Annotated in this window: 10 protein-coding genes and 2 pseudogenes; 4 read left to right on the top strand and 8 right to left on the bottom strand. The window is 58.9% G+C overall.

What is annotated here, in order from left to right; genetic code table 11:
• Positions 1-192: 192 nt before the first annotated feature.
• The 4 genes and pseudogenes from O1Q98_RS19310 to O1Q98_RS19295 all read right to left on the bottom strand — a co-directional run bounded on the left by O1Q98_RS19310 (position 193) and on the right by O1Q98_RS19295 (position 3,639).
• Complete coding sequence (locus O1Q98_RS19310) at positions 193-864, bottom strand: methionine ABC transporter permease (protein WP_125259926.1); 672 nt, start codon at positions 862-864, stop codon at positions 193-195.
• Between the two features lie 125 nt (positions 865-989).
• Positions 990-1,754: pseudogene (locus O1Q98_RS19305) on the bottom strand (methionine ABC transporter ATP-binding protein); the annotation flags it as partial.
• Positions 1,755-1,756: 2 nt separating this feature from the next.
• The gene (locus O1Q98_RS19300; protein ID WP_125259928.1) at positions 1,757-2,563 is read right to left on the bottom strand and encodes a MetQ/NlpA family ABC transporter substrate-binding protein; all 807 of its coding nucleotides are present in this window, start codon (positions 2,561-2,563) and stop codon (positions 1,757-1,759) included.
• A 41-nt stretch (positions 2,564-2,604) separates the two neighbouring features.
• A complete protein-coding gene (locus tag O1Q98_RS19295; protein WP_125259929.1) occupies positions 2,605-3,639 on the bottom strand; it encodes an isopenicillin N synthase family dioxygenase in 1,035 nt (344 codons plus the stop codon).
• 484 nt (positions 3,640-4,123) lie between these two features.
• Between O1Q98_RS19295 and O1Q98_RS19290 the strand changes: the two genes are divergently transcribed.
• Both O1Q98_RS19290 and O1Q98_RS19285 read left to right on the top strand, forming a co-directional pair.
• Complete coding sequence (locus O1Q98_RS19290; RefSeq protein ID WP_125259930.1) at positions 4,124-4,921, top strand: DUF2076 domain-containing protein; 798 nt, start codon at positions 4,124-4,126, stop codon at positions 4,919-4,921.
• A 209-nt stretch (positions 4,922-5,130) separates the two neighbouring features.
• Positions 5,131-6,099 carry a LysR family transcriptional regulator gene (locus tag O1Q98_RS19285; RefSeq protein WP_125259931.1) on the top strand — a complete coding sequence of 323 codons (969 nt, stop codon included), beginning with the start codon at positions 5,131-5,133 and terminating at the stop codon, positions 6,097-6,099.
• Here the strand turns inward: O1Q98_RS19285 and O1Q98_RS19280 are convergent.
• The 4 genes and pseudogenes from O1Q98_RS19280 to O1Q98_RS19265 all read right to left on the bottom strand — a co-directional run bounded on the left by O1Q98_RS19280 (position 6,094) and on the right by O1Q98_RS19265 (position 13,139).
• Entirely contained in the window at positions 6,094-6,825 is a 732-nt protein-coding gene (locus O1Q98_RS19280) for a DUF6250 domain-containing protein (protein WP_240632778.1), read from the bottom strand. The two genes, O1Q98_RS19285 and O1Q98_RS19280, sit on opposite strands and share 6 nt — an antisense overlap.
• 91 nt (positions 6,826-6,916) lie before the next feature.
• Entirely contained in the window at positions 6,917-9,685 is a 2,769-nt protein-coding gene (locus O1Q98_RS19275) for an exo-rhamnogalacturonan lyase family protein (RefSeq protein ID WP_125259932.1), read from the bottom strand.
• 9 nt (positions 9,686-9,694) lie between these two features.
• Positions 9,695-11,956, bottom strand: coding sequence for a TonB-dependent receptor (locus O1Q98_RS19270; protein ID WP_125259944.1), 2,262 nt, complete (start codon positions 11,954-11,956; stop codon positions 9,695-9,697).
• 216 nt (positions 11,957-12,172) lie between these two features.
• Positions 12,173-13,139: pseudogene (locus O1Q98_RS19265) on the bottom strand (ABC transporter substrate-binding protein).
• Positions 13,140-13,896: 757 nt separating this feature from the next.
• Between O1Q98_RS19265 and O1Q98_RS19260 the strand changes: the two are divergent.
• Positions 13,897-14,766 (top strand): energy transducer TonB, encoded by an 870-nt coding sequence (locus tag O1Q98_RS19260; RefSeq protein ID WP_240632779.1) that lies wholly within the window; start codon positions 13,897-13,899, stop codon positions 14,764-14,766.
• Between the two features lie 8 nt (positions 14,767-14,774).
• Positions 14,775-15,491 carry a MotA/TolQ/ExbB proton channel family protein gene (locus O1Q98_RS19255; protein WP_125259933.1) on the top strand — a complete coding sequence of 239 codons (717 nt, stop codon included), beginning with the start codon at positions 14,775-14,777 and terminating at the stop codon, positions 15,489-15,491.
• The last annotated feature ends 2 nt before the right edge of the window (positions 15,492-15,493 follow it).

Here is a 15,493-nt window from a genome sequence, read left to right as displayed (position 1 = left end):
ATGTTCTCTCGGTAAATATTACGCCGAAATTATGATGGTATTTTTAGGTCGTTATTTTCATTAGCCATGAATATTATCTTCATCATTGGGGGATAAACCGCCTCACTTATCATTGTTGTACACAGCCAATTGGTCAGGCGACGGGACAATTGGGGATAACAGAGGATGGCTGCGCCATCCTCAACGGCGGCCTTAACGCCGATAGGCCAGCGAGCGCACCAGCCGGTCGCCCAGCGACTGCACCAGTTGCACCAGCACCACCAGGACAACCACGGTGCCTACCATCACCTGCTGGTTAAAACGCTGATAGCCATAACGAATAGCCAAATCACCCAAACCACCGCCGCCAATCACGCCCGCCATGGATGAAAAACCGATCAGCATCACCACCGTCAGCGTGATGCCCGCGACAATTGACGGCAACGCCTCCGGTAGCAGCGCTTTGCTGACCACATGCCAGACATTGCCGCCCATCGAGACAATCGCCTCCACCCGGCCCCCCTCCACCTCAGCCAGCGCATTTTCCACAATGCGGGCAAAAAACGGGAACGCGCCAAGCGTAATCGGCACCACCGCAGCGGTACTGCCAAGCGTAGTGCCGACTATCAGGCGGGTCAGCGGAATCAACGCAATCAATAACACCACAAATGGCAGCGAGCGCCCGATATTAATCACCCCGCCCAGCACAGCATTTAACCGGGGCAACGGCAAGATGCCTTGACGACGGCTGATAAACAGTAACACCCCCACCGGTAGACCGAGCAACAGCGTAAACAGCGTCGCCAGCCCCACCATGTACAGCGTTTCCAGCGTGGCATTGAGCATAATCGACACCAGTTCATCCCAACTCAGGCGACTTTGCATAATCCCGCTCCCTTAGAGACAGCGCTGGATACGGCAGTGACCGTGCCGGTTGCCGTCAAACGCGTCGCCGCATCCGCCTGCGTGAATGCCGACAATGCCAGCTCGGCCTGCGCCAGCCCTGCCACCTCGACGCCGTGGCGCAGCAAAAACGCTCGCTCGGCCGCCAGGTCAGGCAGCAATGCCTGACGCAAACGCGACGCCGGGTTCGCCAGCAACACGCGCAGCTCACCGCTTTCGACCACTCGCCCGGCCTCTAACAACGCCGCATGGTCACACAGGGTTTTCACCACCTCCAGCTCATGGGTAATCAGCACCACTGTCAGGCCAAGCTGTTGATTAATCTGTTTTAACAAAGCGAGAATCGATGCCGTGGTTTGCGGGTCAAGCGCGCTGGTGGCTTCATCACACAACAGATAGCGTGGCCGGGCGGCCAGCGCGCGCGCAATACCGACGCGCTGTTTTTGACCGCCCGAAAGCTGGGAAGGATAAGCCTGTGCCTTCTCGCTTAACCCTACCAGCGCCAGTAACTCCGCCACCCGCGCGTCTCGCTCATGCCGGGCAACCCCGGCAATCTCCAGCGGCACGGCGACATTGTCTTGCACCGTGCGGGCATGTAACAAATTGAAGTGCTGGAAAATCATCCCGGTTTGCTGCCGATGCTGGCGCAGCGCCGACGCTGAGAGCGTGGTGATATCACATCCATCCATCACAATGCGGCCCGAGGTGGGCCGCTCCAGCAAATTCAGGCAGCGGATCAGCGTGCTTTTCCCCGCGCCGCTGCGCCCGAGAATGCCATAGATAGCGCCGGTAGGAATGGTGAGTGACACCTCTTCCAGTGCTGCGCTGGCACTCTCGGCGTAGCGTTTTGCCAGCCGTTCAATCTGGATCATGATTACTGCCCTGCAACGGCGATGACTGAGCCTTTATAGCGCTGGCTAATAAAATCGGCTGTCGCCTTCGACTCCAAATCCTTCGCCAGTTGCACAATGCGCGGGTCTTTGGCCAGCGCCGGGGTCGTCACCAAAATGTTGGCATACGGGTTATGGCTGGCGCTCTCAAGGCCGAGAGCATCGCGCGCCGGTTCAAGGCCCGCTTCCAGCGCGTAATTACCGTTAATCACCGCCAAATCGACATCCTCCAGCGAGCGGGGGATCTGCGCGGCTTCAATCTCGGTTATCTTTAATTTTTTCGGGTTTTCGGCGATGTCTTTTGGCGTGGCCTGATCTTTGGCCGGGTCGTTATACCCGGCTTTCAGTTTGATAAGCCCTTTGTCTTGCAGCAGATACAGCGCCCGGCTCAGGTTGGTGACGTTGTTTGGCACGGCAACCGTGGCGTTCTCTTTTACCTCATTGAGCGACTTGTATTTTTTGGAATAAACACCCAGCGGCTCAATATGTACCGTGGCGGCGACGACAAACTTTTTACCCAATGCTTTTTCCTGATCGCGTAAATAGGGCACATGCTGGAAATAGTTGGCATCCACATCGCCGCTGGCGAGCAGTTCGTTGGCGTTAACGTTACCGCTCAGTTCCACCACCTTGAGTTTCAGCGTCGGGTCGGATTTTTGTATCTGCGCCAGAATTTCTGCGTGCGGCACCGGGTCTGCCGCCACGCGCAATACGTCAGCCGCCTGAGCGGATACCGATAACCCCATGGCCAGCGCCATTGCTGTCAGAGCAAAAAAAGCGTTCTTCTTCATATTATTATCCTTAGATGATGACTTTTTATCGTAAAAAATTCTCAGGCGCTGACGGCCTGTGGCGTGACGTTCAGCACATCGCCGTAATAGCGTTTGGCCACCTCCGGGTGAGAACGCAAACGCCCCTTCAGATAGTTCCAGCCGACCTCGCGCAGCAGCGGATTGGCCGGGTCGCTGGCCGGGCCGCGCGCGTGTTGCGCCAGCTCTGGTGACAGCGGGAATACCGGCACCACGGCATCCAGCCGCGCCCCCAGAAAGAAGGCCACTGACAGCCGCTCCTGATGCACCGCCGGAGACACCACCCGGTGTACGGTGGCGCGCAAATACCCATTGGTAGCCAGTTCCAGCAACTCGCCGATATTCACCACAAATGATCCGGCCAGCGGAGGGGCATCCACCCAGTGCTCAGGCTCCACTTCAACCTGTAACCCGGACTGTTCATCTTGTAATAACAGCGTCAGGAAGCCGGAGTCTTTATGCGCCCCCACGCCTTGCTGGTGGTCTGCCACGCTGCGCCCGGGGTAGCGAATAAGCTTGATGTGCTCGTTAGGTTTATCGCCATACAGTGCATCAAAGGCGGTGTGCGGCAGCCCGAGCGATTGCGCAAAGGCGCGCAACAGCCGTAACGACAGCTGCGCCAGCGTGTGCTGCCAGCTCAATAACGCCTCTTTGAGTTCGGGCAAGGCCGCCGGCCAGAGATTCGGCCCCTGCAAGCGTCGCCACGCCGGGTCGCCGGATAACAAGCGCAGCGGCGCGCGCTCGGCGCCGATATCAAACTGCTCACGCCAGTCTGGTTGATTGCGGGTGCGCTCGGCACCGGCTCGGTTGTAGCCGCGAAAATGAGGAGAGTGAATCATGGCAACCCGTTGCTTTTCATCCTCCGGCAACGCAAAGAATGCGCGCGACAGGTGTTGAACGCGCTGCTGTAACGCCGGGTCTACACCGTGGTTGATAAGGTAGAAAAAACCGGTTTCACGGGCGGCAATATTCAATTGGCGCAGAAAATCGGTACGCTGGGCAGCGCTGCCATCAAGCAGGGAAAAATCGAGAATAGGTAACGTAGCGGTTTGACTCATCGCGAACTCCATTAGTGCCAGGTATCAGTATCGGGAGATGCAACACAGCGCAACCGCAACAGCACACGTCAGACATGGTCGTTCCTCTTTTTCATAATGGGTTTTTCACAGTAGATTTTTCACCATTCGTTTCTCACCGTTCGTTTCTCACTATTTGTTTCTCACAACAGGGAAAAACTATCCGGGCGTAACGCCCCAGCGTCACGGGAATGCGCGCTTGCCCTTCAACGTCTTACGGTCATCATGAGCAAGGCGTGGCGTGTTTTGACATTAATCCCCATTTTGGCTGGCAGGTGAAATATCAATAACAGCAAAGGTAAGACAAAAAAGTGCAACTACCTGACCAACATAGCGCGCCATAATTAGTAACACACTTACAAACAGCTTTACTTGACGGCGATGTATTCCCCCAGATGAACACAGTAGGATGGCGGCGAAGGATGTCATAAAACATCCACAACTTTTTATTTCTTGAGGTAATCCTATGCAATCCGAAGAGCAACGCCTTATCGATGGTCTGTTTCAACGCCTGAAAACAACCGAGACCAGCACAGGCCCACGGGATCTCAAGGCTGAACAACAGATTAACGAGTACCTCCGCCAGCAGCCCGCCGCGCCCTATTACATGGCGCAATCCATCATTATTCAGGAGGCGGCGCTTAAACAGATGGATCAACGCCTCAAAGAGCTGGAAATGGAGATAAACCGCCTGAAACAGGAAGCCGCTGCGCGGCCAGCGCAGAGCAGCGGCGGCTTTCTGTCTGGTTTGTTTGGCGGCGGGCGTCAGAATACTGCCCAGCCTGCGCAACCGACCGGCGGTTACGGTCAGCCGTCAGGTTTCAGCCAGCCCGGCTATAATAATCAGCCCATGGGTTACACCCCGCCGCCAGCGCAGGGTTACGGTCAACCCGGTTATGGTCAACCCGGTTATGCCCAGCCAGCGCCGTCACGCGCGGGCGGCTTCATGAGCGGTGCGTTACAAACCGCCGCCGGGGTTGCAGGCGGTGTGGTGCTGGCTGAAATGTTAACCGGCATGTTTAACCACTCGAAGCCGGAAGAAATTGTGAATATCGTCAACGAAACGTCGATTATCAACGAAAACTCGTTGCCGGACGTTGACGACAGCTTCCGCGATTTTGGCAGCGATAGCCTGGATACCTTCAACGGCCCGGATAACAGTAACAATGTCTGGACGAACGCCAGCTACTCGCCGCAGGATGACGGTTTCGGCAGTGATTTCGCAGCCGATGACAGCTACGACGACGACGATTCCTACGTCTAATTGACGCCGCCCCTTCTCGCCTGTCCCGCATGCGGGAAGGGGGTTCTGCAAGAGTGCGCCTCGCGGCGTCTTCCCCGTCTATGTTGTTATAACCCCGTGTTGTTATAACCTTCTGAAATAAATACGCCCGATTGGTTATTGGCTGTGCGCTATCCGGGGCTGCTAGCCTGCGGCTATGTTGACTCGCCTGCACGCCGTGCGCCCTGATAATGAATATCGACCTACGCCAGTTACGCCATTTCATTGCGCTCATCGAGCACCGCAATTTCACCGCAGCCGCTCAGGCAATGAACCTGTCCCAGTCGGCCTTTAGTCGCAGCATCCAATCGCTGGAGCAGGGGGTCGGGGCCAGGCTGATTGACCGCAACAACCATCTGGAACCCACCAAAAAGGGGTTATTGGTACTCGAACATGCGCGCCGTCTCACCCAGCATGCCCAGGCGCTCGCGCACGATATCGCACAGTTCAGTGAAAAAGAGAGCGGTGAAGTGCATTTCGGCTGTGGCCCGGCCCCGGCCGCCTGGCTGATGCCGCAGGTTATCGGGGCTTTTTCCCGCCACTATCCCAAAGTGCGGCTGGTGTTTCGGGTCGATAACTGGCAGGCGCTGGGCCAACGGCTGATGGCTGAAGAACTGGCGTTTATCGTTGCTGATACCCGCCATTTCGAGCTCGATGCCCGCTACAGCGTACACCCGTTAAGCCAGCACCGCTGGGGGTTTTGCTGCCGTGAGGGGCACCCACTGGCAGAACTTGATGAAATCAGCGTCGAGCAGCTATTCAGTTACCCGCTGGCCGCCACCGTGCGCCCGCCGAACCTGCGTCAGGCGCTGGTGCGTTTGAGCGGCCAGCAGGATATTCGCCCGAGTATCGAGTGCGAAAACGGCTATAGCCTGCTGGATGTGATTCGCCACTCCGATGCCATCGGCACCACCAATCACCACCATGGCCCCGCCCACCGGCCACCCAGCGGTATTCATATGCTGAAAATCACCGGGCTGGATGATGAGGCGCAGGCATTTTATACCCACTACGGCATCGTCAGCCGTGCAGACGCCCGCCTGTCCTGGCTGGCGCAGCGGCTGATTAGCATGTTTCTGGACGTTGACCGCGCCCTGCATGCCGAACCGATACCGGCGCATCTCACCCCTCACAGCCCGTATCCGCCTGCGGATCTATAGCGGCGTCACGCTGAAATCACGGATAACCTGACGCGAAAACACAGTGCGCAGGCCAAAATAGCCGCTGGCGGGCGGCGCGGCATAGTGGGCACGAAAATAGAGCCGATCATCTATCAAAAACCGGGTCTCGGTGTTATCGACCTCAATCGTCACCCGATATGCCTGCCCGGCACGTAAAAGATGGTCGGCATCGGTAAACTCCCCCAGCAACAGGCGCTCCCCCTGCCCGTTGTAATAACGAAAGCGGGTGGTTTGATTCCAGTTGCCGCCCATGCCGACGTAATAGAGCGACAAATTATCGTATTCGCCGAGCTCGCCGTGGCGGGTGAACAGCTCGCTATTGGCCGGGTCGCGCGCTGCCCAGAACTGGTTCAGATCCGAGAGCCGGTCATTCGCCTGCCCTTGTACCACCACCTCGCGCACATAGCGAATGCGATAGGTGCCGGATAACGGTTGATCGAGCCAGACAGTGAGCCCGGCGGCGCTGTCTAACGTCAGTCTGTCGTCTTGCGCCTCGACCGTGGTGCGTGCCGGGGCTTCCTGCTCCACGCGCCAGGTGCGCGGCTGTCCATCCGGGCTCTGCCCCCATTGCAGCGTGCGTTGATGTGGTGCATTCGGGGTGTTGATGGCCGCTGGCGCAACCGCCGTGGCAAGCGCACTGACCGTGCCCGAGTCTGCGCGCGCAGCCGCCACCACTGCCGGTGGCGTATTCGCTGTGTCCGTCATGAGTTATGTCCTGATAATACTGTCGAAGGTTCAAGGTGTGCCCGCCGGGTGTGGTCTCACCCGGCGGCGTCACGGCCAGTCACAATAGTGGTTAACCGGGCTGCGCTGGCGCCACCAGCGCCAGCAACGCTATCGCCGTCAATCCCCATTGTGCTACCGCATTGGTTGACAAATTCGCCACCTCGGTGCTGCCAGAGCTACGGTCAATCGAGGAGCCGATATCCGCTTCTTTGATTGGGGATAACACCGCAGGCGGCCTGACCAGCCGCACCCGTTGATTAGGCTCGGCAATCCCGCCATCGCCGCGCTGAAACTCGTGCCAGGCGCGGCGAGCCAGTGCTTTGTCATGCAGCCACCAGGCGGCAAAGGCGGTGAGGCGCGCATGGCCCTGCATCAGATTCGGTTTTTTCACCGGGTGCCCCATCAACGCCGCCAGTGCCGACGGGTCGTTATAGCAGCGGCAGTAATCAAGCCAGGCGCGGGTGAAATCCGGGTCAGGCAGCAGTGGCAGCAGTTCGGCGCAAATCTCCGCCAGCCCGAACACCGCACTTAAGTGGGACACCACCGCCTCTCCGCCCTGAACCGGCGCAAATACGCCGCTATCGGGGTTGATGTCCGCCACACCAGTGAAAAAGCCATACGGTTGTCGCGCCAGTGACTGCATGCTGTTGAGCAACCGCTCGCGTATCGCCCCATCCTGACGCCGCTCCCAGGCGGTCAGCCAGGCGGCGGCCACCGCCCCCCAGTCAGTGCCAAAATTCAGGCTAATCAATGGGCTGACAGCCGCCTGCTGACCAATTTTGCGCCCCGGCACCACCTGTTCAAGACGGCGCAAGGCTTCGACCTGCTCATCCATCAGCTCGCCGATGCGCTCATCCGCCGTCAGGTAATACAAAAAGCGCCGGTTAGCGACCGTCGAGATACGCAACTGCTTGGCGCTGTCGCCCCAGTGCTGCACGTTATGGCGTGAGCCGAGCGGCTGAAAGCGCCCGGCATGGTGAACATCCACTTCGCCAGTGTGTCGGGTCATCGCTTCAGCCATACGGAACACCTCCGCGCGACCGCTGCGCAAAAAGTAGTACCACAGCCACAAATCGGTACTCAGCTCCGAATTATCCCAGGCGTAACCGCCCACGTCATAACGCCAGACGTGGCGATCGCTGTCATAGGTGTGCATCACATCGCCAAAGTCCCAAAAGCCGTACCACTTACGCTGCTCCACCTCATGGTGGTAGACATCAAAATACCAGCGCAACTGATCATCGAGTTTCTGCTGCGCCGGATTGCCTGCCACCTGCGGCGACCAACTGGGGCCAAACGCGCCCGCCTGGTGCAGCCAGCGGGCATCGGCCACCAGTAATGGCGGCTGCTGATGACGCTGCGACAGCGCCAGTAACGCGGCGTCATCCGGCGTGGCCGCCAGCACATCCACCAAAAGCTCACTGGTGCGGGCTATGCCTTCCGGCGTGCCAAAGCCCGGCTCGTAATCCTCGTAGGTTATCTCCAGCCCTTCACGCTGCTGTGCGTAGCTCGTCTGCCCCATGCCGTCGTGGTAGAAGCGTAAATCCATCGGTTGCGCATACGGTGACCACAGCCACAGCGTCACGGTGGCCTGCGCGGTGTGCGCCCGTTCAATCTCCAGGCACGCGGGGTAACTCTGCCAAAAATGACGAATACCAAAAGCCACGCCGCCCTCGGGCGAGCCCAGATAGCCCGTGCCAGAGGCGCGCTGGCCGCTGGTGGCCAACAGCCAGCCGCGCCCGGCGGCCGTGCGTTTGTGAATCTGAAAGCCGTCCGGGTGGTGCTGCGTCAGCCGGTAGCTGCCAAACGCCGGGATAGCGTCGAGCCGTTTGCCGACGGCAGCAGGCCACTGCGCTATCGGCGGCGTGGCTTTACCGTCCCGTTGCGCCTGAATCACATCCGCGCCCGGCGAGCGCCGAAGCCCGCTGAGGCCGCGCACCGCTTCACGAAAAATACCGCCTTGCGCGCCGGTAAAACGCACATGGCGAGAGTGCAGCTCGCCTTGCTGCGGAACATCAAACGCCATGCCGACACCGCTGATAAACGTGTGCTGCTCATCGCCGTCATAAATCAGGGTATGCACGATGCGAAACGATGCCGACTGCGCATAAAAATAGAGCCGCACCACAAACGGCAGCCGGGTGACGCCCGCCTGCTCGCGGTGGTGATGGCTGCCGCGCAGGGCGATAACCGCGCGCTGCGGCCCATGCTGCTCCACCGTCACCTGCACCGCCCGGCCCTGAAACAACGCCTGCGTTTGCGGCGCATCGGGCTCATCGCCGGATTGCACCCGCAACACCAGCCTCCCATCACTGAGCGCCAGCCGCTCGCCCTGCCACACGGCGCGCACCAGCGGCCCGTCACCGGCTTTGGGCACAAGACAACGCAACAGGCCGGTGTCAATCTGCCAGTCTGCCCCGGCACCCGTTACCAGCGGCGCAGCGGCAGGCAACGGCGTGGCACTCACACTGACGGTTGCGCCATCAGCGGGCGCTCGTGCCCCGTCCAACGCATGAGCCGACCATTTCAGTGAGCCATCCGGCCAGTAGGCAAGCGGCCAGCTTTGCAGCCCTCGCTCCGCCTGACCGCGCTCATGCAATAAAAACTGGCTGCCTGCGGGCACCTGGCCTTGCGGCCACGGCATCCCCCAGGTCACGCCCGCAAAGCTTGCCGGGGCTTGCCCGTCCAGCCAGTGCAATGCCGCTTTCACAGGCGGGTTCACCTCACCGGTGCGTTGCCCGGCCACGGCCTGCGGCAACCGCCCCAGCAAGGGTGCCGCCAGCGCCAATAGCGTGCCGCCTTGAATAAAGCGACGGCGGCCGTTGTCATGCCATTCCATGCCCGCTCCTTAGAAGTCGTAACCCAGTGTCACCCCCACGGTGCGAGGCTCCCCCAGCGCGCCATAGGCCGAGCCGTAATCGCCAGCTTTAATCGTGCGGTAATAGGTTTTATCCAGCGCATTATTCAGCCACAGCGTGGCGCGCCAGGTGTGGTTGTTCTGCTTACCGCTCACCCCGGTTGAGAGGTTCAGCACTCCATAGGCAGGGATGCGCGTGAAGTCAGAATTCTCCACCGTACCAAAGGCCTCGCTGCGCCATGACCAGCGCCCGGCGACAAACGCCTGTAGATTATCAAGCGCCTGCCACTCATAGCGGATACGGGCGTTATAGGTCAGTCGCGGTGAGCTAAACACCCGCTCTCCGCTCAGGTCGCAGGATGCCGGTGGGTTTGCCGCCAGCGTCACCTCCGCCGGGCATTTGGCATTACGAAAATCCAGATAACGCGCATCCAGCAGCGTACCGTTGAGGCTCAGGGTCAGCCCGTCGGTGGGGTGTACAGCCAGTTGCGATTCCACGCCGCGCGAGCGGAATTTCCCGGCATTGACCAGATAGCTGCTTAATGTCTCTTCATCGTACGCGGTGGTCTGGAAATCGCTGACCTCACTCCAGAACAATGCCGTGTTCCACTCCAGCCGACGCTGCCACCAGTGGGTTTTTACCCCCAGTTCGGCGGCGCGGGTTTTCTCAGGCTTGATGTACAGGCTGTCGATGCCCGCCTGTTTGACCGCACCCGATGAAATATTCAGCCCACCGGCTTTCTCGGCATACGCCAGCGTCAGATACGGCGTGATATTGGGCGTGGCATACCAGTTGAGGCTAACGGTGGCCGAAGGCAGGTGATTCGTCTGCGACAGGTTGCCGGAGTCAAAGTCGTTTTTGTTGATGCGGCGAAACGCCCCGCTCTTCTTCTCGTAGGTTTCGCGCACGCCGGTCGTCAGGTCAAACTGGTCGCCCAAATGCCAGGTGCTGCGCGCAAATGCGGAATAGACGGAATCTTCCAGCTCGCCGATACGCTGCACGAATTTGCCGGTGTTGCTGGTATTGCCATACCAGCGGGTGACGCGCGCGTTATTGTAGTAATGGTCATGGGCAAAGGTGTCGAGGTTCTCGCCCCAGTAATCAACGCCAAAGGAATACTCCGCCACGCCGCCTTTGGGCGAATCCACCCAGAAACGCTGCCCCCAGGTGCGGTCATGCACATCGGCACCGCTGTCATGATAGAGCGGAATACTCAGGCCATCGGCAGTGGTCGGTAAAAAGCGGAAATAACGCAGCGATGTCAGCGAATTCAGGGTATAGCCGTTAGCCAGTCGCCAGTTGGCTTCCACCGAGCCGCCGCCCTGCGCCACGCGGTTTTTGGTTTCATCATCCAGCGCCACCTGGCTTCCCGCCACCACTTGCGCCCCAACCGCTGCCGCCCGGGTACGAAATTGATCCACGCCGCCCACCGGGTAGCTGTCAACCAGAGACAGCACCGGGTAACTGGTCGCATCGCTGTAATCACCGATGATGCGCAGGCTAAACGCCTCGTCCGGCTGGTACAACGCCTGCACGCGCACGCCATTACTGTTGCTGCCGCCCAACTGGTGGCCACTTTGCACGTTTTCGACATAGCCGCCCTTCTCGGTGTGCGACAGATTAATGCGCCCGGCCCAATCTCCGCCAAGCGGCCCGGAGGCCATCAGTTTCGATTGCACATAACCGCGCTGGCCGAACGACTGCTCCAGCGAGGCCTGCGGGGTGAAGGTCGGTTTACGGCTGCGAATCTCCGCCGCGCCGCCGGTGGTGTTAAAGCCATACAGCGTGCCCTGCGGCCCTTTGAGCACACTGAGCGAGTCGATATCTAACAAGTCGTTGGACAACATGCCAGGGCGCGACAGGTACACTCCGTCTAAAAACAACCCGACGCTGCTTGGCATTCCGATATTGATTTCGCTGCCGCCGCCGTCGCCAATGCCGCGAATCGTCACCCGGGTGTCGAGCGCATCGGCAGCGGCGATATCCAGCCCGGTCACTTCCTGCGACACATCCTCAAAGCGATAGAGTCGGTCTTGCTCGAGCGTTTTGCCCTCCACCACCGAGGCCAGCGTCGTCTGCTGTTGCGCCTGACGGCGCTGGGCATTGACCTGCACGCGCGTTAACTGCACGGCTTTCAACGGAACGGCTTTCGGCGTTGTGGCGCTGGCGGCGTTCTCGCCTTGCGTGGCGGCGGCCACGGTCGTCGCTGTGTCCGGTGTGGCGGGCGATGCCGCCTGTGCAAAACCGGGCATGGCCAATACCGAGCTAAACAGTACCGGGTATTGCCAGCGCGCCGGGTGTTTAAAAAGCGATTGTGTCAGCAGTGATGGTTTAAAAAAAACACGCCGCAGAAAAGATTGTTGATTACGCATACCCACCCCGTTTAAAAAAAGTCGAACGATTGCCGTGCGCACACGGCAACAAATAAAAATCAATAACAGTCAATAACAGTAATAGCGCGATGATAATTAAGGCTGGCGCGTTAAGAAGGCGTGATTAAACCAGTCATCCACGGAAAAGGGCTGGCGAATTAATTTTGCTTCATAGGCTAAATGCAACCGAATTTTTAATGGTGGCGACAAAACCAGAATCCAGCTCGGGCGATAACAGCCGTGCCAGCGGTGCATCTGCCAGATCTTCACGTAATAATTTTTCGGGATAACCGGACTGCGCCGCCAGCCGCTGAATATATTCATCGCGATTTTCCGGCTGACCGGCCCACTGCGCAGCCTCTTTTTGTACTTTAATAATTCTGGCCAATATATCCGGGTTCTGCCGGGCAAATGCACCATCAATTAAAATAAACCCGGCCAATTGCCCGGCCCCTTGTAAATCACGCGTTGAAATAGCAATATCCGCCAGCCCTTTATCGCGCAACGCCAGCGTATTGCTGCCGCCCCAGGTGGCATCGATATGACCGGCCGCCAACGCAGCGCTGGCGGCAGTAAAATCAAGATTAATGATTTTCATGTCAGCTTCCGTGAGCCCGCGCGCGCGCAGGGCGGTGACAAACGACAATTCAGCCGCCGTACCGCGAAACAGCGCCACCCGCTTGCCTTTCAGGTCTTCCAGCCGATGAATCGACGAACCGCGCGCCACCGCCAGATAGTGGTTCACTCCGCGCGCCGCCGCGCCGATAACCGTTGAGTCCAGACCGCGCGAACGGCCAATAATACTCGCCAGATCCCCCAGATAAGCCATATCGATTTGATGGTTGGCGAACCCTTCGTTAATCACCGGGCCCGCGCCTTTGATAAACAGCCAGCGAATGCTGATACCGTCGCGGCCAAACTCCCGCTCCAGGCGTTTTTGGCTATAGATCAAGTCAATCAGCCCGCCGCCGCTGGGCTGGTTGCCCGCCCCGATATCGGATACCGCGATACGAATCTCACTCGCTCCGGCCGCCTGCACCGTGCGCGACCCCAGCAACGCCATTAGCAGAAGGGTGATTATCAGGCTGATAACCGGCAAACGGCGTCTTCTTTTGGTGATGCCGCCCGTTTTTCTGTGTTCCATTATTGATTGCATTATCATTGACTGCATTACCGTTAATTGCATTACCCTTCCCCCGGCATAAAATTCGCGTAAAAATAATTACCCACCTGTTTTGGGCCTTACCCGGAAAATATTTAACGACTGGTAAGCGGGCTGACTAATATAAAAATGTTTTTTGTATACGCATAAAATCGCTAAGGCAGGCAATTCAGCCATTGCGCGCACTATGCAGCGGGCGCAAAAAAACTATGCTGATGATGCATTAGCCTTCTTTTCACCTTCACCATTAGGGTAAGTCCGGTGCAATACCGCAGCGGGGCTATTTTCACTCAGCAAGAAAAATAAAATAAATAGCGAATACGCGCATATCGATAGCAATATATAACCATTGACATGACAATTTTCTGATTAAGAATTGCCAGGGTATTTCATTTTATGTTTTCGAAGAAACATGAAATTAAATGCACCGGGTTAAATACGTTAGATTAACCCCGTTAACACTCAGCCGAATTCGCGAACACTGATTTTTGAATGCTTATTTTCGGACACTGATTTTTGTAACACTGTTTTTAACGCCCTATCGATGCCCGCCATCGATAGCAACAGACAGATAACGGCCTTGGGTGGTTATCGTTTTTTACAGGTAACGCGTAATGCAACCTGCCAGATCCTGTTTTGTTTGAGGAGCCATACCATCATGACCTATTCCCTGCTCGCCGCAGAGCCCCGTCGCCACTGGCCGACGCCGCCGGTGGATAACGCGCCGCGCCGACAGACCGTCACGGTGCAGCCCTTCGGCTGGCACAACACCCCGCACACTCCTGGCCCTGCGCCCATACGCGCACGCCGCCGGGACACCGTGCTGATGCTGGCGCTGGCGTTAGCGCTGCATGGTGCGCTGATAGGCGCATTACTGTTGCGCCAGCCGCCTGAACCCGTTACCGCACCACGCCCGCTCCCGGTGGTGATTGAATTTGCCGCCAGCGCCCCGGCAGAACCCGCCCCGTCGCCGGTCACACCGCCAGCCGCTGCACCCGCACCACCGATTGAGACCACCGCCGCCGAAACACCGGAGCCTGCCGATGTTACCCCGGTCACACCACCGGTGGTGGATACGCTGGCGCAAACACCGCCGCCCGCGCCCAGGCAGGCAAAACCGGCCAAACCGCGCAAAACCACACCGGAGAGCCGCGCGCCGGTCGCTCGCAGCAGCGCAACGCCTGCGGCAACCCCTCTCGCCGCCGCCAGCGCGCCGGTGAGCTCAGCACCGGCCAGCGCGCCGCTCACGCCGCCGTCTGCCAGCGCCGCGTACTTACGTAACCCCGCACCGGCTTACCCGGACGTCGCCATTAATCGCGGCTGGGAGGGCACGGTGTGGCTTCATGTGCAGGTGCGCGCAGACGGCAAGGTGCAGGCTATCGAACTCCAGCGTTCCAGCGGCTATCCGGCGCTGGATGACGCCGCCCGACAAGCGGTGCAGCACTGGTCATTTGTTCCGGCTCGCCGGGGCGACACACCGGAAACCGGTTGGGTGGTCGTGCCCATCGATTTCACTCTGAACTCATAAGGACTGCTATGACTTTCGCTCATTTCTCTGTGCTCTCCCCGGAAGGGGGCGTGATGCTGTTGCTGCTGTTTTTTTCCATACTCAGTTGGTCAGTCGGCTTACTGAAACTGCTGCAATACCGCCGCCTGCGGCAATATAACCGCCAGTTCCGCCAGCTTTTCTGGCAACAGGACTATTTCGCGCCTGCCACACCGAGCGGTGATGATGCCACACCGTCGGCCCTGACGCCGCCCGGCGCGCTGGCGAATCTGGCCCGTGCAGTCGAGGCGGTGCTGGCGCGGTGCAAAGCGCACATTGCGCCCGCCGCCCAATGGCAAGATCAGGTCGAGCGCGCGCTACAGCAGCAGATCCAGCGCGAACGTCGGGCGCTGGAAAACGGCCTGGCGGTGCTGGCCAGTATCGGCACCACCTCTCCTTTTATCGGTTTGTTCGGCACGGTCTGGGGCATCATGGCGGCGCTGCACACCATTAGCCAGTCCGGTTCGGCCAGTCTCGATACCGTGGCAGGCCCTATCGGTAATGCGCTGGTCGCCACCGGTATTGGGATTGCCGTGGCAGTTCCGGCGGTACTTATCTACAACTATTTTTTACGCCAGCTCAAGCGTGAGGTCGCGGACATGGATGATTTTGCCCACGACATCTACAGCCTGGCACAACAGCAGATTTTCACGCCGGAGCCACCCGCCAGCGCCTATTCCGTAACCGCGATTCGCGAGGTGGTATGACA

This window comes from Dickeya lacustris (assembly GCF_029635795.1).
GTDB lineage: Bacteria > Pseudomonadota > Gammaproteobacteria > Enterobacterales > Enterobacteriaceae > Dickeya > Dickeya lacustris.
This window is presented reverse-complemented; position numbering and strand designations above follow the sequence as displayed.

Coding starts and splice junctions, on each gene's coding strand:
- O1Q98_RS19295 (WP_125259929.1), bottom strand. CDS start 3,639: ATGAGTCAAACCGCTACGTTACCTATTCTCGATTTTTCCCTGCTTGAT.
- O1Q98_RS19260 (WP_240632779.1), top strand. CDS start 13,897: ATGACCTATTCCCTGCTCGCCGCAGAGCCCCGTCGCCACTGGCCGACG.
- O1Q98_RS19280 (WP_240632778.1), bottom strand. CDS start 6,825: ATGACGGACACAGCGAATACGCCACCGGCAGTGGTGGCGGCTGCGCGC.
- O1Q98_RS19270 (WP_125259944.1), bottom strand. CDS start 11,956: ATGCCCGGTTTTGCACAGGCGGCATCGCCCGCCACACCGGACACAGCG.
- O1Q98_RS19310 (WP_125259926.1), bottom strand. CDS start 864: ATGCAAAGTCGCCTGAGTTGGGATGAACTGGTGTCGATTATGCTCAAT.
- O1Q98_RS19275 (WP_125259932.1), bottom strand. CDS start 9,685: ATGGAATGGCATGACAACGGCCGCCGTCGCTTTATTCAAGGCGGCACG.
- O1Q98_RS19285 (WP_125259931.1), top strand. CDS start 5,131: ATGAATATCGACCTACGCCAGTTACGCCATTTCATTGCGCTCATCGAG.
- O1Q98_RS19255 (WP_125259933.1), top strand. CDS start 14,775: ATGACTTTCGCTCATTTCTCTGTGCTCTCCCCGGAAGGGGGCGTGATG.
- O1Q98_RS19290 (WP_125259930.1), top strand. CDS start 4,124: ATGCAATCCGAAGAGCAACGCCTTATCGATGGTCTGTTTCAACGCCTG.
- O1Q98_RS19300 (WP_125259928.1), bottom strand. CDS start 2,563: ATGAAGAAGAACGCTTTTTTTGCTCTGACAGCAATGGCGCTGGCCATG.